Origin of the sequence: Sphingobacterium sp. SGL-16, assembly GCF_011043515.1 — a bacterium.
Taxonomy (GTDB): Bacteria; Bacteroidota; Bacteroidia; order Sphingobacteriales; family Sphingobacteriaceae; genus Sphingobacterium; species Sphingobacterium litopenaei.
In genome coordinates this window covers 35,787-55,820 of sequence record NZ_JAAKGQ010000001.1, presented here as the reverse complement: position 1 = coordinate 55,820, position 20,034 = coordinate 35,787, and the positions used below count along the sequence as shown (strand labels likewise).

General features: G+C 33.1%; 23 protein-coding genes and 1 pseudogene. 4 read left to right on the top strand and 20 right to left on the bottom strand.

What is annotated here, in order from left to right; translation table 11 throughout:
- Positions 1-171: 171 nt before the first annotated feature.
- Together G5B32_RS17215 and G5B32_RS00305 are read right to left on the bottom strand one after the other, a co-directional pair.
- Positions 172-315, bottom strand: a complete 144-nt coding sequence (locus G5B32_RS17215) for a transposase (protein ID WP_240898969.1) — start codon at positions 313-315, stop codon at positions 172-174.
- A 7-nt stretch (positions 316-322) separates the two neighbouring features.
- Positions 323-1,021 carry an IS982 family transposase gene (locus G5B32_RS00305; protein ID WP_262886419.1) on the bottom strand — a complete coding sequence of 233 codons (699 nt, stop codon included), beginning with the start codon at positions 1,019-1,021 and terminating at the stop codon, positions 323-325.
- Positions 1,022-1,427: 406 nt separating this feature from the next.
- On the opposite strand from G5B32_RS00305, the gene G5B32_RS00300 reads away from it, so the two are divergent.
- Genes G5B32_RS00300 through G5B32_RS00290 form a run of 3 tightly spaced genes read left to right on the top strand, consistent with a single transcriptional unit; the run spans position 1,428 to position 5,117 of the window.
- Complete coding sequence (locus G5B32_RS00300; protein ID WP_165289481.1) at positions 1,428-1,676, top strand: tellurite resistance TerB C-terminal domain-containing protein; 249 nt, start codon at positions 1,428-1,430, stop codon at positions 1,674-1,676.
- Positions 1,673-2,977 (top strand): ATP-binding protein, encoded by a 1,305-nt coding sequence (locus tag G5B32_RS00295; protein WP_165289480.1) that lies wholly within the window; start codon positions 1,673-1,675, stop codon positions 2,975-2,977. The genes G5B32_RS00300 and G5B32_RS00295 overlap by 4 nt, the downstream gene beginning before the upstream one ends.
- Before the next feature lies 1 nt (position 2,978).
- Positions 2,979-5,117: a DEAD/DEAH box helicase gene (locus G5B32_RS00290; RefSeq protein WP_165289478.1), complete on the top strand. Its 2,139-nt coding sequence runs from the start codon at positions 2,979-2,981 to the stop codon at positions 5,115-5,117.
- Between the two features lie 607 nt (positions 5,118-5,724).
- Here the strand turns inward: G5B32_RS00290 and G5B32_RS00285 are convergent.
- From G5B32_RS00285 to G5B32_RS00245, 9 genes and pseudogenes are all read right to left on the bottom strand, one after another.
- Positions 5,725-6,267: pseudogene (locus G5B32_RS00285) on the bottom strand (DUF748 domain-containing protein); the annotation flags it as partial.
- 204 nt (positions 6,268-6,471) lie between these two features.
- The gene (locus G5B32_RS00280) at positions 6,472-6,936 is read right to left on the bottom strand and encodes a transposase (RefSeq protein WP_206366747.1); all 465 of its coding nucleotides are present in this window, start codon (positions 6,934-6,936) and stop codon (positions 6,472-6,474) included.
- A 182-nt stretch (positions 6,937-7,118) separates the two neighbouring features.
- Entirely contained in the window at positions 7,119-7,319 is a 201-nt protein-coding gene (locus tag G5B32_RS00275) for a helix-turn-helix transcriptional regulator (protein ID WP_240898961.1), read from the bottom strand.
- A gap of 137 nt (positions 7,320-7,456) precedes the next feature.
- Entirely contained in the window at positions 7,457-7,918 is a 462-nt protein-coding gene (locus tag G5B32_RS00270) for an aspartate-ammonia lyase (RefSeq protein ID WP_165289477.1), read from the bottom strand.
- Between the two features lie 33 nt (positions 7,919-7,951).
- Positions 7,952-8,215, bottom strand: a complete 264-nt coding sequence (locus tag G5B32_RS00265; RefSeq protein ID WP_165289475.1) for a hypothetical protein — start codon at positions 8,213-8,215, stop codon at positions 7,952-7,954.
- A gap of 11 nt (positions 8,216-8,226) precedes the next feature.
- Positions 8,227-9,393, bottom strand: a complete 1,167-nt coding sequence (locus G5B32_RS00260) for a hypothetical protein (protein WP_165289474.1) — start codon at positions 9,391-9,393, stop codon at positions 8,227-8,229.
- 375 nt (positions 9,394-9,768) lie between these two features.
- A complete protein-coding gene (locus G5B32_RS00255; protein ID WP_165289472.1) occupies positions 9,769-10,725 on the bottom strand; it encodes an HNH endonuclease in 957 nt (318 codons plus the stop codon).
- A gap of 18 nt (positions 10,726-10,743) precedes the next feature.
- Positions 10,744-11,841 carry a Fic family protein gene (locus G5B32_RS00250; protein WP_165289470.1) on the bottom strand — a complete coding sequence of 366 codons (1,098 nt, stop codon included), beginning with the start codon at positions 11,839-11,841 and terminating at the stop codon, positions 10,744-10,746.
- 72 nt (positions 11,842-11,913) lie between these two features.
- Entirely contained in the window at positions 11,914-12,204 is a 291-nt protein-coding gene (locus G5B32_RS00245; RefSeq protein WP_165289468.1) for a hypothetical protein, read from the bottom strand.
- Positions 12,205-12,591: 387 nt separating this feature from the next.
- Between G5B32_RS00245 and G5B32_RS00235 the strand changes: the two genes are divergently transcribed.
- Positions 12,592-12,975 (top strand): transposase, encoded by a 384-nt coding sequence (locus G5B32_RS00235; RefSeq protein ID WP_165289465.1) that lies wholly within the window; start codon positions 12,592-12,594, stop codon positions 12,973-12,975.
- A 62-nt stretch (positions 12,976-13,037) separates the two neighbouring features.
- On the opposite strand, the gene G5B32_RS00230 is transcribed toward G5B32_RS00235, so the two are convergent.
- The 9 genes from G5B32_RS00230 to G5B32_RS00200 all read right to left on the bottom strand — a co-directional run bounded on the left by G5B32_RS00230 (position 13,038) and on the right by G5B32_RS00200 (position 19,629).
- The gene (locus G5B32_RS00230) at positions 13,038-13,379 is read right to left on the bottom strand and encodes a DUF5906 domain-containing protein (RefSeq protein ID WP_206366746.1); all 342 of its coding nucleotides are present in this window, start codon (positions 13,377-13,379) and stop codon (positions 13,038-13,040) included.
- Positions 13,369-13,776 carry a hypothetical protein gene (locus G5B32_RS00225; RefSeq protein WP_165289463.1) on the bottom strand — a complete coding sequence of 136 codons (408 nt, stop codon included), beginning with the start codon at positions 13,774-13,776 and terminating at the stop codon, positions 13,369-13,371. Before G5B32_RS00225 ends, G5B32_RS00230 begins: the two co-directional genes overlap by 11 nt.
- Complete coding sequence (locus G5B32_RS00220; RefSeq protein WP_165289461.1) at positions 13,769-14,119, bottom strand: helix-turn-helix domain-containing protein; 351 nt, start codon at positions 14,117-14,119, stop codon at positions 13,769-13,771. Before G5B32_RS00220 ends, G5B32_RS00225 begins: the two co-directional genes overlap by 8 nt.
- Positions 14,120-14,202: 83 nt before the next feature.
- Positions 14,203-15,897 (bottom strand): hypothetical protein, encoded by a 1,695-nt coding sequence (locus tag G5B32_RS00215; protein ID WP_165289460.1) that lies wholly within the window; start codon positions 15,895-15,897, stop codon positions 14,203-14,205.
- A gap of 8 nt (positions 15,898-15,905) precedes the next feature.
- Positions 15,906-16,196 carry a tyrosine-type recombinase/integrase gene (locus tag G5B32_RS17045; protein WP_206366745.1) on the bottom strand — a complete coding sequence of 97 codons (291 nt, stop codon included), beginning with the start codon at positions 16,194-16,196 and terminating at the stop codon, positions 15,906-15,908.
- 63 nt (positions 16,197-16,259) lie between these two features.
- The gene (locus tag G5B32_RS17040) at positions 16,260-16,397 is read right to left on the bottom strand and encodes a hypothetical protein (protein ID WP_206366744.1); all 138 of its coding nucleotides are present in this window, start codon (positions 16,395-16,397) and stop codon (positions 16,260-16,262) included.
- A 49-nt stretch (positions 16,398-16,446) separates the two neighbouring features.
- A complete protein-coding gene (locus tag G5B32_RS17035) occupies positions 16,447-16,686 on the bottom strand; it encodes a phage integrase SAM-like domain-containing protein (protein WP_206366743.1) in 240 nt (79 codons plus the stop codon).
- A gap of 557 nt (positions 16,687-17,243) precedes the next feature.
- On the bottom strand, positions 17,244-17,597 hold the full coding sequence (locus G5B32_RS00205; protein ID WP_165289459.1) for a helix-turn-helix domain-containing protein: 354 nt from the start codon (positions 17,595-17,597) through the stop codon (positions 17,244-17,246).
- Positions 17,598-18,417: 820 nt separating this feature from the next.
- A complete protein-coding gene (locus G5B32_RS00200) occupies positions 18,418-19,629 on the bottom strand; it encodes a hypothetical protein (RefSeq protein WP_165289457.1) in 1,212 nt (403 codons plus the stop codon).
- Positions 19,630-20,034: the final 405 nt, after the last annotated feature.

Here is a 20,034-nt window from a genome sequence, read left to right as displayed (position 1 = left end):
GGGCAATAGAACAAAAAGTACTTGAACATCTAAAGTCAAAGGGCGACGTAGTGAATATACGGAATGTATTTGTATCCGCCCTACGAACTACATATTTAACGTGAGTTCGGTTTAAACAGCAAGGAATAATTGGTTTTCTTGCTGTTCAAACTGAATGTTTAAAGAAGGTTTTTAAGGAAAAAAAGCATAAGCAGCCAATGCCCCTAAAATATTTAACAAGAAGTTATTGACATTCCGATGTCTAGTATGCTGTAGCTTGCAAATGTTCTTGAGTTCAACATTTACACATTCAATGATAGCTCTCTTTCTGAGCATTGTTTTATCAGTTTGACTCAAGTTTTATACCTTTCATATTCTTTCTTGGTTTGGTCACCATTTCAACGCTGTTTCCCCATAATATATCGGCCATTGCTTTTGAAATATACCCTTTATCTCCATAGAGTTTGCCAAAGATATCTTTGGTCATATCCATCATATGTTTTAGATTTCTGTCGTCTACATTGCCCTTAGTGAGATAAAAAGACAATATTTCACCTTTGTCATTGATGATCAGGTGCAGCTTGAAACCATAGAACCAACCAATGGAACACTGACCCCGTTCTGCAGTTCCTTTGAAAACTCTGTGCTGGTGTATCCTTCTGTTATGACATACCTTAATATGCGTAGAATCTATAAAATTGACACCTTCACTCTTGCCAAGACAGCACATCTTTACAAACAACATAAAGGTAATGGCACACCTTGGTTGAAGCTCCACAAACCTATTATAAGAGGTTAATCTAGGGAAAAGATCCTTGAGATGGGGCAATGCATTATGAATATAAAAAGATTTAAGATTGGTAAATTGACCCGAATGAAAAAGAACCATTAGGCTAATAATTTCACTCTCACAAAGACTAGCTTTTCTATTGCGTTTACCCAGTTTTCGGTCTTCTATAAGCTTTTCTTCAAGAATAGGACTAATTTCAATGCAAAAATCATCCCCTTTAACAAAAATTTCAATAACTTTATCTCTTAACATAAGGCTTGGTTTATATTTGTAATAATTTGATTATAAACTAATTATACATAAAAAAACCAAGCCTTTTTTAGTTAAAAAACTATATAAATTTTACTTTTTTCTTATCCAGAACTCACGTTAAATTAACTTCTTTAAAAGGCCGTCGACTAAATAATCTATCATTTAAAAACACAGAAAATAATTGAGTAGCGTTATCATCGAGCCTATATATTCATTCATATTAAAAGCGATAACTCTGGACCAAACTATCTTATTAGAATTACGTAAATACTCCAACATATAATCTTGAGATGGTGCCGCTGCAAAAATTATGCGTACAATTTCTTGATGATTTAACAAATCAACAATTTTCTTCTCTACATCACGACCTACTTCATATTCAGCAGCTGCAAGTAACGATCAGACGATGATGTTTGCAATCAGCATAAACGATGAGCAAGGTAAATTGATTTCTTATTTTGCCAGTGCAGGTTTTCTCCTACGAGCAGAACAGCTAGATGCGTATTGCAACTCCCGAGGACAACGCAAGAGTTTTTTGATAGAATCAATTAATGATACCTGCTTTGAGCTACTGGATGATAATTTGATCGAGGAGCTCGACGAAGAAACTTATGAAATGAATAAAGACTATTATAAAACAACGATCAGCGCATGAAAATTAATGTAAAACCAAAAGAAGCAACAGCAATTGTCAATTCCCTTCTGGGTGGTGTTGTACCAAGAATAGGCGTACAGCATATTACTGTCGGACGATCTGAAGAAGTTGAAGCATTTATCACGGCTTTGGAAGATGTAAAGAATGGACATAGCATGGTCAAATTTTGGATTGGCGATTTTGGATCCGGAAAATCGTTTATGCTTCATCTGTTGAATACAGTGGCGCTGAAACAAAAATTTGTCGTTTCCACTGCGGACTTTACGCCAGACAATCGCCCGTATTCCAACGATGGTAAAGCAGTTATCCTATATACAGCTATTATGGATAACATCGCGATCCAGACTAAACCGGAATGTGGAGCTTTAGCCACCTTACTTGAAAAGTGGATTGAACAAATTGTATCTGCTACGGCCTCGGAAAACAACTTATCCCTTTTAGAAATACGTAGCGAACAATATAGCAATCTAGTACAGACAAAAATCATGCAGACGATAAATGGACTCACTGATGTCGGTTTTGCAACTGTTGTCATGAAATATTACGAGGGATATATCAGTGATGATGAATTAATCAAAAGAAATGCATTGAAATGGTTGAAGGGACAATATAAATTAAAACTGGAGGCCAGACAGGACCTAAATGTTCGGGAAATCATAAACGACCTAAACTACTATGACATGCTGAAAAATTTCACCTCGCTCTTTGTCAGCATGGGTTATAGCGGATTTATGATCAATTTAGATGAGGCTATTAATCTTTATAAAATATCTACAGCGGCAACAAGGGAGAAAAACTACGAAAAGATCCTTACCATCTACAACGATTGTTTTCAAGGCAAGATAAGCCATCTTTTTATCAACTTTGCAGGCACACGTGAGTTTCTAGAGAATGAACGTAGAGGCCTATTCAGTTACCTAGCATTAAAATCTAGATTAGAGACCAATAAATTCGAAACACAACAGATCCGTGATTTTGCGCAGCCAGTAATCCGATTATTGCCAATTGACCACAATGAAATTTTTGTTTTGCTCCAAAAGTTAAAGGCGGTTTTCGAATTCAACTATAAAATAGAAATTGCAATAACGGATGATGAAATACATGTTTTTATGGAGGAGATATATATTAAGCCTGGAGCCAACGAATTCCTTACGCCGCGGGAAGTGATCCGAGATTTCTTAAATGTTTTAAGTATCCTCAGACAGAACCCTACCGTAGACAAAAATAATTTGTTCAATCAGATCGAAATAAAAGATGAGCGCCCGATGGAAACTCTGCTTGATGGTATAGAAGAACTTTAAAATGGCTTTTGAACTGCTATCCGAGCCGGTACGCCGGTATGTTAAAGATAAACGCTGGGAAGGACTGCGTCCAATACAGGTTGCTGCCATAACCAAGATTATGGCTTCGAAGGACAACCATATCTTAGCCAGTAAAACCGCAAGTGGTAAAACAGAAGCAGCATTTCTTCCCATCCTTTCAAAAATTAAAAAGGGAACAGCAAGTGTACAGGTATTGTACATTTCACCCCTGATTGCTTTGATAAACGATCAATTTATTCGCGTGGAAGATCTTTGTACGAATTTGGATATTAAGGTAACCAAATGGCATGGAGAAGCAAACCGTACGGCAAAGGAACATTTAATTAAAGATCCAGATGGCGTTGTGCTTATCACGCCAGAGTCTATTGAAGCAATGTTAATAAACCGGCCCTACTATGCAAAAACATTGTTCAACGATTTACAGTACATCATAATTGATGAAATACATTCTTTTATCGGCACAGATAGGGGAATGCAACTTAAGTCCCTGCTCCACAGGCTACAGCAAAGTACTTCCTGCCAACCCTCGATCATCGGCTTATCGGCGACTATTGGCCTTGAGAATTTTCAAAGGGCGAAAGAATTGACAGGACGCCCCGAGGAAACGATCGTGCTTATCGATAACGCGTCAAAAAAGATTGTTAGCAGATTTCATTATTTTGAATCTTCAGCTACCGGTCTATCTCTTGATTTACTTAAAGATCTCTACAAGAACACCTACGATGGGAAAGTTCTGGTTTTTCCAAACAGCCGAGATCGGGCCGAAGAAGTTGCTGTAAAACTGAAACGAATAGCTGAAAAAGTAGGTGGCCATAGCTCCTACTTTTCACACCACTCATCTGTGGACAAAGAACTACGCGAATCGATTGAATACTTTGCTAAAAACAACAAGCATCAACCTTTCCTCATTTCCTGTACTTCCACATTAGAGCTTGGGATTGATATCGGGAGTGTGGAAAAGGTTGTACAGCTGGATGCTACGCACTCAATCGCTTCATTAATTCAACGTGTGGGACGAAGCGGACGACGTGATGACGATGAAAGCGTCCTACTCCTCTATTCCACCCATCCTTGGAGTCCGCTACAATCCCTTGCCTGTTGGCTTCTTTACAAAGATGCATTTATTGAACCAACCTACTTTTCTGATAAACCATTTGACATTTTAGTCCATCAAGTACTTTCGCTTGTAAAAGAGCGGCAAGGTTTAGGTGTTAACTCACTTAAAAAAGAGTTTGGAGAAAACTTTGCCTTTAAGGGAATTAGTGGCGAAGAGTTCGATAAGATTATACAGCATTTACTGCACTGCGACTTGTTGGAAAAATTGGGCACGGAGTTAATCATCGGCATTGAAGGCGAAAAAGTCGTTAATACAAAAGATTTCTACACCGTATTTACAACAGAACCCAATTTCAAAGTCATCCACGCAGGTAAAACCATCGGTGACATCCCACTCCCCCCTCAGATCATAGTAAATGAGAATATGTTACTTGCTGCAAGGATTTGGAAAATAGCAGATATAGACTACCGCGCTAAAAAGATCTTTGTGACACCGACCAATGATGGACGGCCGCCTATTTTCGGCGGAGATGGAGGAAATGTGCATGTCCGAATTCGGATAAAAATGCTGGAATTATTGCTTAGCGGATTTAACTATGCTGAACTCGACGAACGTTGTAGAGAAGAGCTCCATAAATTTCGCTCGGATTTTTTAGGATTTAATATTGAGGATCTAGAATATGACAGGCCTGTTATCATTAAGGAAAGAACGGCAAATTATTATACCTTCACCGGATCGAAAATTAATAGAACTATACATTTTATCATGTCACTGGCAGGGATCCCAGTAAGTTTAAGTGACGCTTCAAGCTGCATACAGATTGATCTTGACAATGATTATTATACATGGAAAACTGCTGACCCTGCATTTGAAAAGCTATTTGCAGACATTGACTTTCACCTAGAAAACACATTGATCGAGAAGCCGTCAATATTAAATTTCAGTAAATGGGGGCATTTACTGCCTAGAATTTATCAGGTAGAAATCCTAAAAAGCAGATATTTTGATTTTGAGGGCGCAATGGCATTTCTACGATCTGTTAACTGGATTCAACATTATTAATCGATAATACTAGTCATATTTCTACATTTTCACTTTGTATTTCATTGCATATTTAGAAGTAAAAGGAATTGTATTGGACGGAATAGACCATTATTCTTCGAAAGAAAAAAATAGGCTCTCTAATACCAAATGAGCTCTAGAAACACTAGGTCGAAACTTGATGACAACAGATTTGTCAATCTTTCCAAAGACCTTATTGAACAGCAGTATCATCTCCATAACACACTTAGTTCTATAAGCTGGGGCAGAAATGGCAGTTGAGATATAAAAGATACGCTAAAGCCTATTGGACTTAAGGCCCATTTTGGCAAAGATTATCCCGTATAAAGATACCTGTATCCATGGTACTAGTAGATTATCAAAAGAAGAACTAACATATATTATTAACCTAAAATTCAACATTAAAAGGAAATGCTTAAAAGTAAACCTTATGACATATATGCATCTCCGGATACCACAGATAGTAAAGTACGTACATTTATTTTTTTATGGGTTGCTTAAACTTTACTTGAAATTATTTTCGGCTCAATGCAGGTCTAAATGCTTTATCACAGCTTTCCTTCGATCCCCTGATTAAGCGCTTTTATAAATCCGTTTTTAAGAATACCTAAAAAGGTCTGCCATGTACTAGTTTTCGGATTTTTAGGTTTCCATGTATTTCGACTGTCGTTGCCACAGTCTCCTTTTTGGGATTCTCCACTACCTTTGCCACAAGTCCGACAACCGCCTCTTTAGCCGCTTGAAAGAATCCTCCTTTTTTCACATCTTTTTTCCAGTCAAGTACCTTTAAATCTTTTACAAAGGGTTTAATATAGCCATCTATTTGTCCATTGATCAATTTTATTTCGGCAAAGACGCTGAACTTGCCCCTTTCCAAATCTATAGTCGCATACTCCTTGATAAAACTATTTAAACTAATCATATCGACATCCTGTAGCTGCATATCTAGATAAAAATTAGGAATTTCTTTAAGTATGTTGAGTTTCATATCTCCCTTTAGTTTACCTCCACCTATCGAGGTTCCACTGACCGAAAGCGTCGAAGGTAACTGTCCTTCAGCTTCATCTACGTTTGCGAGATTGTAGGCCGTCAAATGCATGCTATCCACATGAAGATCTATATCCGGACTGGTCTGTCGATCCAGATATGTAAAGGAGCCATTTCAATCAGCAGTTTATTGATGGTAATTGGCAGTAGCGCTTTAACCGTTTCCGACCAATGCTCCTTGGAAGGCTCCTTGGAAAGATCGGCTGATTCATGTAAGATATGGATCTGCGGAGCGCTCACTAACTTTCCCTTCCAAATGGACTTCCACTCGATAGATAGGTCAGCATGATGTATATTTTAACCCAGATTACGCAGTAGATATTTTCATTTGAAGATCTATAGGGTAATCCCAAAGTCCTCGGAACCATTTTCTACGTTTTTTGGTTAATGCAATTTTGAGCTTGAGTGTATCACCTACCTTTTCAAAGTAAGCTCCAATTGCAAAAGTTCTGTAACGTAGTGTTGTTAATGTTTTTTGCGTTTTTTCCTGCAAGACGAATATTCTGAATATGGACATTAGATTATAGGCTATCATGGAGAATATTAATGCAGCTTCTGTTGCATAAAATCCTTTCAGGCTTAAGCTCTCTGCTCCAAAATCAGCCTTCAATTCTTTGATTCTGTTCTCAGCATCCCCACGTTGGCGATACATCCGCCATACATCGGTTGCAGCAAATTCATTATTGGTAAAGTATGCAGAATAGCGATAATTTCTGTGGATTTCATCATCGGGAAATAAGAGGTACCTATCATAAAAATATAGCCTTAACATTTTGGTAGACTTCCTCATTTTTCAATCTGTTCAAAAATATATAAAATATGCATTAAAAATGAAACGCTCTACTCTCATCTCTTTTATTTACTGACATCTTACAACAAATCTAAATCCTGAAGTTTACGTCCGAAAACATCGTCTGCTGCTAATTTTAAAAAATTATCATGTAAATGTAAGACTCATAATACATTGAAATACGCGCCTATTGCTACGCTTGGATTGCCTTTTTCGACCAGATACAACGTAGAACGGGCAATACCTGCTCGCTCTGCGACTTGTACAGTAGTCAACTTATGGCGGTGTTTACGTGCAAGTTTGATATTCTCCCATCTGTTCCAATACACAACTTGAAACTTAGGTAAAACAGATTGTTTCTTCATAAAACGTTTGTTACTTCAAACAAATACATTAAATATGATTGAAATAACAATCATATTTATATCAACAAATGTCCCACCTTCTATACTTACCTCTTAAACATTCAACTTTGCAACATTACAAAGATCAAATGCATTATTTAAAACCCTAAAATATCCCAATTATTTTTTCTTAAATGATCTTTTTCAGTAAAAAACTTAAAATCATGCCATCTGAAAGATACATCTTTTCTTATACTACCATCTCTTTTAGGTGTTAAAATATACTTTGAATAATTACTTTCTACAATGGCTGCTAATTCATCATATTCATAAATAAAATATTCAACTTCGTCTTCTTTTATATTGACAAGTACTGTAAATAAATTAGGGCTATTTTTGCGAATACAAATATCTGATCCTAATTTCCATCCTTGATTATTCCCAATTGACATTGTTTTAACTTGAATAAAAGCAGTTTTGGTGCCATCTAAACTAACTGCAACTAAATCAAACAATGGGTTATTTTTGGGGGTTGATAATGCTAAGATATTCCTTTTACCAAGTTCTGCCGCAACGAAATATTCTCCAGTGACTCCTGTAATATTATTTTTTTGACTCATAATCTAATTATATGTTGTTACTATCTTGACACTTTATCCTTCCAAAGTAGTAATATCCGTAACGTAGATTTTCATTACAGACGTAATCTTAACAATTACTTCAGCTGGAAATTTAGTACTTCCTGATTTGAGTGTATGAGGAATGTACTTTATTGCTATTTCCTTTAACCCTCTTTTCAAACTAACTAAAGGAATTTTATCCAATTTTAGATATAAATATTTTTCTCTATCAAATGATGGATCTGAGGTTACTTTTTTACATGCCCTTTCAAACTTACTTTTTAATTTAGTATCCATTATTTTAATTACTAATTTTCATCAAAATCACTTAACTCTATTTCTCGAGGTGTCTTTTCAATTAGTTTAGCACCTTTTTTAGCCACAAAATCCAACACGGCTTGAGATGGATAAGGATCAACAACATAAATTGGGATTCCTTCTCGCAGATGACTATCAATCATATTATTTATTTCACTATCAAAACAACCATATCCAATAATCACAAACTTATCACAGGATGCTAAATTGTCCTTAAAGTGTCCAAACATCACATCATAATATATAGGTTCTCTGTAACTTAAAATCTTAGATGAAGTTCCAGATAAAAAATCAGAATGATAATTAGAAAAATCCAAACCATCCTTTCCATTAGGATTTCTTCTTTTAATGTTAGTTAAATCTGTTTTCCAAGGAAATTTCACATAATCAATTGTTTTTCCTTTATTATCATGAAATGGAATGATATCAAAACTACCATGCAACTTAAAAACCCTAAGATTAGTAGAATAGTCATTTGTAAACCTCAATAACTTCTTTTCATATCCATCACTATCTTCATAATAAAGCTCCCTATCAGTAAAACCATCAGATAATTGTTTTCCAAATTCATCTGTGTAATTTAAAGATTCTAAAAAGACATCATGATTCAAACTATGTATATTAATCAATTCATCATTTGCTTTCAAAGAAATAATTAAACTAAGAAATCCTTTATAATCATATTTTGATTCTTCACTTACAACATTTGAGGAATAAAACTTATCACCTGTATTATCAGATATTTTCCACGAAATAATTTGAGAAAATATTTTGAGAATATCACTTCTCAGATTCAACAAATCTTTATACCAACCTTCCTTAGATATGTACTTATTAAATATGGCTAAAGCCTCTGCATCAAATTCATCATCCTTGGTTAGGGCTAAAAAATCATAGAATTCTTCATAATTAAAATTATCTGAATACTTTTCGTTAAAATATTTAATCAGCTCTAATAAACAAGATTTCGAGGCCTTATATGAGCCAATTGTCCAAACATCTTTACGTTTATCCTCAAAAATCCCAATTGTGCCCGAAGGTGTAACTCTAAAATCATCATAATCTAATCCAACCAAAGCACTTGACAAATCTTGCGCTTTGGGATAACCCTGATTGACAGAAAACCCTGCACCTAACAAAAAAGATATATTCCTCATAATTTAAATTATAATAGTTTGATTTTAAAATATTAAGATTTTAAACATCCAAAATCACTTTCTGTAACAACGTCTGTGCATCTGTGTAAAATGGCACGTCTGTTTTACTAAAAATAGTAGGTGGTAAAGTACCGAACTTAGACATATTTATCATTGGTACTAGAACTATTTTTGCGCCGTTTTCGGATAGACTCGACACTCTGTCTGCAAAGTTATTGGCTCTTTCAATAGCACCACCAATTGATATAATTCCAAGTACTGCTAAGCCACCTTTTAAGTTCTTTTTGTCCGTAATAACTGTTAGTATTCCTTACGGGAAACAGTAATTAGGTGATTAATTTTTTAGGGATATGCCTGATTATATCAACCTACGAATCACCTCTTAAATACTTCCCTCCTATGCCAAGCTAGATTTTCTAATGAAGGATAATGTTGATCATGCTGAGGAAGAATCAATTGTCTTTTCTCGAGCTGACTAAAACTATACGGGTGATCTAAATTATCTTTAATTGCTTTGGAAACAAGTATTTGATAATTGTCATTAACAGCGATTAGACCGCGATCAAAAGCGCGATGCACATTAGGACATAAAGCTAATCCATTAGTCACTTTATCATCATGTGATACCGAAAATGGTACTATATGACAGGCATCTACAAAATTATAATTGAACGTAGACCTTATTTGCATCCCTGTAACAGCACAGGTGTCATTATAAACTTGCGGAATGTATCTTTTGAATAAATGTGATAGAACAAACACATCTTCTTCAGATAAAATTTCAATACGTTTATACTTAACTTCTGGATCATTCAGCACAAGTTGCTGAATTGAACTATAATAAGATTCATCGCTACCCTTTTGAGCTAAATAATAAGATTGGGTCTCTGGAAAGAAGTAAGTCAAAATATAATTAGTTATTATTAATCGATTCTCAACATGTAGTAATGACGCAAAAACATCATTTGATAAAACTGCGTACTCCACCAATCTAGATAATGTTTCGACGCTTTTGACATGCGCGTGCAAACCCGCACGATTATAAGTGATTACTTCCCAAAAATTATTACCTGCTATTTTATTTGATTGCATATAATAAAAAGGTTGCGTAAAATCTGTTTGATGGCTTGTGCTTACAAGCAAACGCCAATTCTCTTGAAATAGACCTACTAAGTCTGAATTGATCCTGAAATGATTATCTGTTACTACCCCTTTGTCTATCAACTCAATTAAAGTTAATAGCAATATAGCCTTATGAGGTGCTTTTCCATATTTTGTACCTCCACGCTTTATACGGCTTATCGCTTGTAATAATTGGTCTAGGTTAATCATTTATAGGTTTTTTCAAACTTAAAATACTAATTCATATCTAACTGAACGTCCTGCTCCTAAAACTTGCAATGCACCTATTTCATTCAAATGTTGCAAATCACGCGTTGCTGTAGCTTTAGAAGTTTTGGCGATAGCCATATATTTTTTTGCAGTCATGTTGCCTTGAAATCCATCAACACCAGCTTCAAACATGCGATTCATCACTTTCTGTTGTCTTTCGTTCAATAATTCCTTGAAACTATCAAAATATTTAACCTTCTTCACCGTAAATTCAACCAACTGCTTAGCTTCTATTTGAGCTGTTAAAATCACCTTTCCGAAATAAAGAATCCAATCTGTAATATCCAATGTCGATTGTGCATCTTTCAAAGCATCATAATATTGATTCTTATCCTTTTCTATAACTTTGGATATCGATAATAATACAGGACTTTGCAATCTATGTGACAATGTATATTCGGCTAATGCTCTACCAATTCTACCATTACCATCCTCAAAAGGATGAATACTTTCAAAATATAGATGTACGATAGCTGATTTGACGATGGCTTTACTAATCTTATCTAGATGACTTAAATTATCATTGCTAAACCAATTTATAAAAGCCTGCATTTCTTGAGCTACAATTTCAGAAGGAGGCGCTTCATAATGCACCACTTCACGACCATAAGCTCCAGAAACAACTTGCATAGGTTCTGACCCCTCACGCCATTGACCAGCATTTATCGTTGAAAATGATTCCATCAAAACTTTATGCCAGTTCAAAATCAGTTTTATTGTCAAATCATGATGGTAAGAATCTCTTACTTCTGTCATTAATCTTGCCATTCCAGCTACACGTTTATCCGTAACTTTAATATCTGATCGCAAACCTAAATTACGTTTGATGGAAGACTTCATATCGATACGGCTCATATATTCCCCTTCAATTTCAGAGGATTTAATTGCTTCAGAAATAAGAATCTCAAGAATAGTTTCCTGCTTCAAATCATCATTCAAAGCTGTAATTAAACCATTTACCAAGCCCAACTCTTCAGCAAAAGAAATGGAGATCGTTTGAAGATTTTCAAGCGTAAATCTAAAATTAGGCCAGTCTTTATATTGCCAGTTATACATATTGAGCCGATTAAAAGAAATATTCAACTCAAATATATAAAAAAATTGAGCCGATTAAAAGAAATAATCGACTCAATGATCTTCAAAAATATGTTCCAAAAAGCTATAGATATTGGAATAATCCCCTTCTTTAGGCTTATGATTTAAACGTTCATATTGATTATAGAAACCATTAAACGAACGTTGATAATTTATATGTGAAGAAATATTACAGAATCCATCATATTTTGTTATCTCATCGAATACCTCAACCCATTTCCTCTCATTATCTTGTTTTAAAACATCTAAAGACCAAGGAACTAATGTATCGCCTGATAGCAAAGGTTTCTTAATAATTTTATAATAGGTTGTTCTAACCCTCATATGCATTTGATTTCATTCTGTATTTTACTGAACTGAGAGGATAGGTTTTCGTAGCGTTCCTTTTCTGTCGGGTCGTTTTCGGTGAAAAGGTCGTGAAGCTTTGCATCATCCTTGCTTAGCAGTTCGGAGCAATCCAACTCCAGAAGTTTAAACTTCCTAATATATACATCTACCGTTTTACGGTTGATATTCATCATCTGGGCAACCTTACGGTTATTAAGTCCTTTTTTCTTAAGTAGGATCAGCGTTCTAAGTTTCATTTTGTCTTTCCGTTATCCTGCCATGCTGCTGTAATATATTTATAGAACAGCAACTTAAGCAGTTTAAGGGAAAGTGGCCCAATGACTTCCGAAATAATTTGCAAATCAAACCGAATTAGCTGGCCTGATGACCTCCGTTATAGACACTCAGGACTATGGTTTTCAAAAACTCTTAGAATTTGAAGAAAAATGGGGTAACAAGTATCCATTAGCAGTAAGTGGTTGGGTTGATAATTGGACAAATCTATCCACTTACTTTGAGTACAATGCAGAAATAAGAAGAGCTATATATACAACAAATGCTATTGAAGCCATGCACCGTCAAATTAGGAAAGTGACTAAAACAAAAGGAGCGTTTACTTCAGATCAAGCGTTATTAAAGTTAATTTATCTGGCAATACAAAACATAAGCAAAAAATGGACTATGCCAATTCGTAATTGGGGCTTGACAATGCAACAACTCCACCTTAAATTTGGTGATAGAATGAAAGCCTTCGGCGGCTCTAAATAGATATAGGTCCGAAGGGGACCTATATCTATTTAGAGCTCACTGACACAGTTTGCTTTATACTTCTAAAAAGAAGCTTCTAGTTTTCCATTTATTTCACTCGCATAGTTTACAAGCTTATTAGCAATCTTTGCCCGAAAATAACCGTTATGGATCGTTAAGCTAGATAAAGAGTAGTTATTCACATTATCATCACCCAACAAGGCATTTACAACCTCAAAGAATATACTTTTACCGTTTGCCCCTGTGCCGTATAAGATTAAGGCTTTTTCTTCTTTAATCGCTTTGTTTCCATTCTTAATAAAAACTAATCCTAAGTATTCAGCTAATACCCTTTGCTTTTCAATATCTGGAATTACAGTATTGAGATACTTTTCAAAAATTGGGGCTATTTTATTAGTTTGCATTATCGCCCCCTTTCTCAAATAAATTAAGTTGTCTTGAATTAGACTTTTGAAGCTTTGCAAATTCTTTAGGATTTGTACTTAACAAATGAGCTTTACGAAAAGTATAAGGACAAATAAATTCATCTATGGACTGAACTAATAAACCTGATTTTTCCAATGCTCTTTTATAACGCGTACCTGCTTCTACAGGAATACTAAATGCTTCACAAATAGCCTTATTAGTTGTGGTTACATACCTCAACGCTAAGTAATACAGACTATCTTCTGCATTCTCCCTTTTTAGCTGATATAAGCTCATATTAAGGGATTTTTCTACTGCCCGTTTAATAGAATTGATAAAGAATTGCTTATCTTTGTTTAAACCAAAAGATATTGAGGGGTTGCGGTGCTTATCCATTGCTTACCCCTTTCTTTTTTAAATAAGATTGATCATCTTCTTTGATTTCTTTGTTTGTTTTCCTTTTGCCACCTTTTAGGTAATTGATCAAGTCTAAAGTAGAAAAGTACAGTTTCTTTCCTCTTCTAATACTTGGAACTTCTCTACGTGATACTTTAACGTAAAGTGTTGCTTTTGTCAACCCTAGAAATTCAGATGCTTCATCAATATTCAAAAAAGCTTCTTTCTTTTCTTCTGGCTTACCTAATAATTCCCTTAACAAATATTGAATTTGCTCTAAAATTGCACCTTGTCTTGCTACCTCACTTGGTAGCTGATCGAATGTTAAATTTGTAATCATCATGCTATCGTTTTAAATGATAGCACAATATTATCGGCTTGCCATTTCGGCTATTTCGGCTGTTTCGATTGATCGAAAATATTCTTTTATTTTATTATGCTTTTTATTAAATACTCTAATTTTCGTTCTAATTCAAGTTCATTATCATTGTATTTCTGACTACCTAGTCTTGTGTTTGAAAACATAGATTTTCTAGTACCCATACCCTCAACATTATTTGAAATAAATTCTGCATATTCTGTTGTTAATTTAATATTTATGATGTTTTTTTCTTTTAATTTTCGAAAAAACACTGCTAAACATTGAATATTATCACCCAAATTATTAAAAACCAACTCCTCATTTAATACAGGTTCAGATTCAAACGCAGTATTTAACAATTTTAAAAAATCCTCATATCTTGGTTTATAAGGGTCATTAAAAATATCTATTAATGACTTAGGTGAATTATTTTTACCTACATTTTTTACACTTGTTTTATTGTAGCTAACTATTTCCGTTTTTTTGATTTTTGCTAATTCTTCGTTTATAAAGTAATTTAAATTTCTTTTAATCCTCCTCCACGATTCACAATCTCTAGTATAATCATTTTTATTGTAATGCTTATCTAAAATACCTCGCATCATTAATGGGATATTTTCATCATCATTTATCACTTGGGTTATCAGGCGTTCATTGATATAAGAATCATTGATTTTGAAGATTTCAAGTAAAATAGTTTTTGCAAAAATTTTTGTTTGTTCCAGTTCATTTGAAAGATTAATATTTACTATATTTTGCAAATCCTTAATACAACTTTCAATATTAGTCCCAACTATAAATAGTAGTGTTTTTGATAAATCAGGAATAAAGAATTTTGTATCTAAACTTTCATTAACCAATAAATCCAAATACTTTTCATGCAATACCCTTATTTGATTTTCGTATGGTGTACTTGAATAAAACCTAGCAATACCATCATGGGGTCTTTCTGATTCAATTTTTCTATGAGCCTCATAAAGTTCACTTAAGTTGCATTCCTCATAATTATATTCAAGAAATGTAGTCCAATCAGCTATCCAAGGAGCTTGTTTAAATTGTTCGAAAACATAATCGTATAATTTACTATCCTCTAATATTAATTTTTTTAAAAAAATAGGTTCTTCAATCCTTATCAATGCTTTATCAAAAATAGTATTGAGTCCATTATTTTGATTAAAGTTCAAAAGATCATTTTTAAAATCATCTGGATTGAAATTATCTAGAAGACTATTTACTTTTTGCTTTTCATTTTTTTGGTATACTTCCTTTAATTGCTCAAACTCTTTATTAGTATTTTCATCAAAAAAAGAAAACAATTCCTCCAATGCTAAATCTAAATCATGAAAAAACAATGATTGAAAGTACGTATGTTTAGTTTCACGACGAAAAAACAAATATTTTTTCTTTATATCTAAAATCATTTCTAAATCTTCTATTTCTGCTGATTTATGAAGCTCAGATAACGGCAAATTTCTGAAATGAATTATATCTGTTTTGTTGTAGATACCCAATAACGTAGCTTTATCAAAAATCAACAATACAACATCCTTATAAAAAACATCAAACTTCGCTTCTAATTCTCTTTGAATTTTATCATAATTAACTTTATCAATAAATGAACTCTGAGGATGTAATTTGTTTCGTTCTTTGTCTAAATTGCATAATTCTAAAAATAACGTTTCCCTCTGCTTAAAATTCTCAATATTAGAATGTAAGAAATCAATAAATGTAAAAAGGCTGTTAATTTTTTCTGTAATCATAATAATCCTTAAAATTCTAATTTAATCTTATTAGCCGCTTCTCTTTTCTTATCATCTAATACCTTAGTATAAATTTGGGTCGTTTTAACGCTTTTATGACCTAAAAGCTTTGAAACCGTATAAATATCTGTACCGTTATCTAACTGCAATGTAACGTATGTATGACGGAAATTATGAAAGGTTATATTTTTAGAAATTCTTGATGCCCGGATCCAATGGGCTAAATGTTTATTGCTGTAAGCTGAATACTTTAAGCCTTTAAAAACTTGACTATCATCTTTATCAAAATCACCTAACAAATTATAAGCTTGCTCACTTATGTAATGATTTTCTACTCCTTTAGTTTTCTGCTTTGTAAAATATCACCCTGTACTATCTTTATTGACTTCTTTACCTTTTAGTTTTACAATATCAGAAAACCTCAACCCCTTCAATGCACTAAATAAAGATGCACGTTTCAATACATCATCATTACAAGGTGTATTTACAAGACTTTGCAATTCTTCAAGTGTTAAGAACTCTCTACGTGTTTCCTCTGCTTTGATTGGCTCAAATACGTCCGTTTATATCTTGTTGTAGAAAGCCGTCTTTAAACGCTTGTTTTAATGATGCTTTAACCTTATTAAAGTATGAAAGGGCTGTATTTTGCAATAACTTCGCTTTATCTGATCGTACACTATTAGTATTTAATAAATGATCTTTGAAGCCGTTTATAATTTTAAGATCAATTTCACCAAATGTTAAGCAGTTGGTAAAGTATTCTTCCAGATACATTAAACCGTTTTCCATGTTTGGCGGTTGCTATCTTTCTTTTTACGAACCAATAATTTAAAGTATTCTAAAAAATCTTGTTGCTCCAGGTCTTTCAAGCGAATACGCTCTTTATCAAACTCATTATAAATATCTGCTTTCCGTATTTCGTTGATGCGGTTCGCTTGTATTTCCTCTGCTGTTGCTAAGACAGATTTATTAAAATCTTTTTGTGCTTGACCTTAGGCTTATCATAGATATACAGCTTCAAAAACTCCTGTCTTTTTTCCTTTCTTATGATCTTTGATAGGTGGGTAATAGTCAAGGTAAAGAGAAATACGCCCGTTATCTCTTTTTCTCTGTCTAAGCTCTACTCTTATCATTTAGCTAATATTTTATCAAGTTCTTTTTTTTTCTACAAACACATACTTACCGCTTTTTTGCTTCCTTATATTATTACGTTTAATCAAGTCGTATAAAGCTTTTTCAGATATGCTATAATATTGTTGTGCTTCACACATGGAAAAGCTATTTTCCATATCGAAAGGCTTATCGCTTTGGTTATCCTTTTCAATTGTATTTCTTTTAGTCAATGATTAACTATCAATATCAATACGACTTATCAAACGTTTTTTTTCAGATATTTGCGCATAAGGTAATTTACCTGCATTAATCAGCTTATAAACATTTCTAACACTACACATTAATAGTCTTGCTGTATCTGTAGGATTAAGATAATCTAATATTGATACGTCTTTAATTTGTTTTACTCTACTTTGCTTTTTTTTTTCGGTTTCTTTGTTAGATTGGTTAATCTTCTTTTCCTTTTGCCTTTGATTATAATTACGTTTACCACATAGATCACTACAAAACCTTGTAACGGTTGTACGTGCTGTAAAATCTTCACCGCAATTCTCACAAACTCGAATGACTGAAATATTAGAACTCATAAATATAGTGAATAATTTCACCTAATAAAAGTGCGCAAAGTGTAGTAAAACCATAGCAAAAGTGTGAACCACATCGGTATTACCGCAATAAATTTAAACTAAAATAATAGATAAGCACCACTAACGCAACAAAAATAATTAAAAAATACATGTATAATATTAAAACATTCATAACTTAGTATAAACAAAAAAAGCCAATTAAGGGCTTTAACAATGTTATTATCACATTTTTATTATAATATCATTTAACAAGTTACTTTCCGATACAAAAAGTACTTATGTCTGATTATCAAATATTTACATTAAAATAAATACAAATAAGAAACAATATCACAGGGTTAAATTTTCTGATAAATGACTTATATAATAGTTTAGTGTTTTAAGATTTACAGTTAAAATCTTACTACTTCTATGTAATTAACAAGATTAGCCAATATCAGCATTAAAAATTACCTAATAAGATAACCTTATTAATTGTATGTAATGCATATTTTTATCAACAAATAGAACATTGAAATTTTTGTATATATAAATACAAATATAAAATCGTCGATTTTTATAATAAAAACAGTAAAAATACACTGATTATTTAAGAACCAATTGTATTTACTATCAATTTCCAATAAGTGTATAATAGTTTTTAAGTATTAATATATTATAAAAAAATAATAAATAGGCGACTTGTAAAGTATCCTATATACTACTAAGACAAAAAAAAACTATCTATTCCCTTCTTTTGTGGCTTACAACTTACATTATTAAATCATTTAATTTTCAATGCGAAATTGGATTTAAATGACTAAAAATTATACGCATTATCCTATGCTAACGCAATTACTTTAACACTTCGAATATTATTAAAATTAAAGCTTCTCTCCTCTCTTTTTTTGCAACAAAATCCATGTATATAAGTACTCGCTTTTTTTGTTACCCCAGGGACAATAAAAAAATCTCGAACTACCCTTTGTTCGATTTTATCTGACTTATTAATATAATTGATTAATAGATACTTAGTTTTTTTTCTTTTCTCATTTAGACTTACAAAATCAACAAACTCTGTCAATAACTTATCAGCATCAGGTGCTTTACTGCCCTTCCTGAAAGCAAAGTCAGGATAGGTATTCTTTCCATAAAGATTCTCCTTAGAAATAACATCTTTCATCTCAAAAGGAATATCTAATATTTTCCATTCCTGATGTATTATGTCAAAAGTCTTTAAACTATATAAGCCGTTTAAATATGTAATACTATCTATTTCCAAAATTGTAATAGGTTCTTTACGACTACTGTCATAATCAACTTCTTGTGTGTAATCATAAATATAAAATTTTCTTTTCTTTCGATCCGACTCGATTGTCTCAACATATGAACCAACATCTTCTAATTCAACTAAAGCATCGCTAGGTATAAATAGCTCAGACCACTTATCTGCAGATGCATTGTAAAAACGACATTTAAAAGACAGTTGTGGAAGATACTTTTTGAAAGTTCCTGTCTTTGAATCGAATTTCCCAGAAACTTTATCGTCAGTAATTTTTACATCAATGATATGAAGCGGAGGAGCGACAAAATTTAAAAGCGAAGTGTAATCAGAGATTTTATTTCCTGTATGATTGTGTATCCTCGTTTCTTTTATTTTTCTTAATTCTAAAAATGAAGTTTTAAATAAAACAGGTTTATTTAGATAACGCTTAAGTATATATTTCTTAAACTCAAAATCGCTTCCGTTTTTTTTAAATACAATCCCATCTCTATCCTCAATTGACTTTAACTTTTCAAAATCGAACCAGGCTTCACTAAATGAATTTGTTTTTAAAGAGAACCACATGCATTTACACTTACCCGTTCCCTTTCTAGTGATTTCTTCCCCAGTTTCTTCATTATATACCGTACGAGTCTCCCTGTATATTTCGGTTATCACCATTAATGGAATAACATTTACGGGGTCTCCTGCAATGTTTACATTCACAATATCCTTAAAATAAGGATGTGTTTTAGTGGATACAACATCCCCTACTCTATAGCTTGGCATGGACAATTATAAATTAATAATAAAGTTTTTTAAAGATAATAATATTAATTAATTTAGCAATGCCTCGAAATACGATGAGGGTTAAGGCAGCTAGTATAGATCGAAAAATTTAAATATTTACTATTAGCAAAGGCTATTAGGTTGGTAATCAGTGATATCTGACTTGGACTTTGTTCCTTCCCGCCATAGCATCGATGCTAAGGCGGCTAGGATACTCCCATCTAATACAGAAGGGATTCCCAAAGCAGTACATACTGTGACCGCAAGACAGTTATATATAAATATACGCAATATTTTCATAATATCAAAATTTATTTGTAGTTGATTTGTTCTTGTTGAATCAAAACTAAGTGCGACTCAGAATATCTGGGTAATGATCTTTTTCCGAAAGGAAGTATGCTTTAT

Coding starts and splice junctions, on each gene's coding strand:
- G5B32_RS17215 (WP_240898969.1), bottom strand. CDS start 315: ATGCTCAGAAAGAGAGCTATCATTGAATGTGTAAATGTTGAACTCAAG.
- G5B32_RS00305 (WP_262886419.1), bottom strand. CDS start 1,021: ATGTTAAGAGATAAAGTTATTGAAATTTTTGTTAAAGGGGATGATTTT.
- G5B32_RS00300 (WP_165289481.1), top strand. CDS start 1,428: ATGATGTTTGCAATCAGCATAAACGATGAGCAAGGTAAATTGATTTCT.
- G5B32_RS00295 (WP_165289480.1), top strand. CDS start 1,673: ATGAAAATTAATGTAAAACCAAAAGAAGCAACAGCAATTGTCAATTCC.
- G5B32_RS00290 (WP_165289478.1), top strand. CDS start 2,979: ATGGCTTTTGAACTGCTATCCGAGCCGGTACGCCGGTATGTTAAAGAT.
- G5B32_RS00280 (WP_206366747.1), bottom strand. CDS start 6,936: ATGTTAAGGCTATATTTTTATGATAGGTACCTCTTATTTCCCGATGAT.
- G5B32_RS00275 (WP_240898961.1), bottom strand. CDS start 7,319: ATGAAGAAACAATCTGTTTTACCTAAGTTTCAAGTTGTGTATTGGAAC.
- G5B32_RS00270 (WP_165289477.1), bottom strand. CDS start 7,918: ATGAGTCAAAAAAATAATATTACAGGAGTCACTGGAGAATATTTCGTT.
- G5B32_RS00265 (WP_165289475.1), bottom strand. CDS start 8,215: ATGGATACTAAATTAAAAAGTAAGTTTGAAAGGGCATGTAAAAAAGTA.
- G5B32_RS00260 (WP_165289474.1), bottom strand. CDS start 9,393: ATGAGGAATATATCTTTTTTGTTAGGTGCAGGGTTTTCTGTCAATCAG.
- G5B32_RS00255 (WP_165289472.1), bottom strand. CDS start 10,725: ATGATTAACCTAGACCAATTATTACAAGCGATAAGCCGTATAAAGCGT.
- G5B32_RS00250 (WP_165289470.1), bottom strand. CDS start 11,841: ATGTATAACTGGCAATATAAAGACTGGCCTAATTTTAGATTTACGCTT.
- G5B32_RS00245 (WP_165289468.1), bottom strand. CDS start 12,204: ATGAGGGTTAGAACAACCTATTATAAAATTATTAAGAAACCTTTGCTA.
- G5B32_RS00235 (WP_165289465.1), top strand. CDS start 12,592: ATGACCTCCGTTATAGACACTCAGGACTATGGTTTTCAAAAACTCTTA.
- G5B32_RS00230 (WP_206366746.1), bottom strand. CDS start 13,379: ATGCAAACTAATAAAATAGCCCCAATTTTTGAAAAGTATCTCAATACT.
- G5B32_RS00225 (WP_165289463.1), bottom strand. CDS start 13,776: ATGGATAAGCACCGCAACCCCTCAATATCTTTTGGTTTAAACAAAGAT.
- G5B32_RS00220 (WP_165289461.1), bottom strand. CDS start 14,119: ATGATGATTACAAATTTAACATTCGATCAGCTACCAAGTGAGGTAGCA.
- G5B32_RS00215 (WP_165289460.1), bottom strand. CDS start 15,897: ATGATTACAGAAAAAATTAACAGCCTTTTTACATTTATTGATTTCTTA.
- G5B32_RS17035 (WP_206366743.1), bottom strand. CDS start 16,686: ATGGAAAACGGTTTAATGTATCTGGAAGAATACTTTACCAACTGCTTA.
- G5B32_RS00205 (WP_165289459.1), bottom strand. CDS start 17,597: ATGAGTTCTAATATTTCAGTCATTCGAGTTTGTGAGAATTGCGGTGAA.
- G5B32_RS00200 (WP_165289457.1), bottom strand. CDS start 19,629: ATGCCAAGCTATAGAGTAGGGGATGTTGTATCCACTAAAACACATCCT.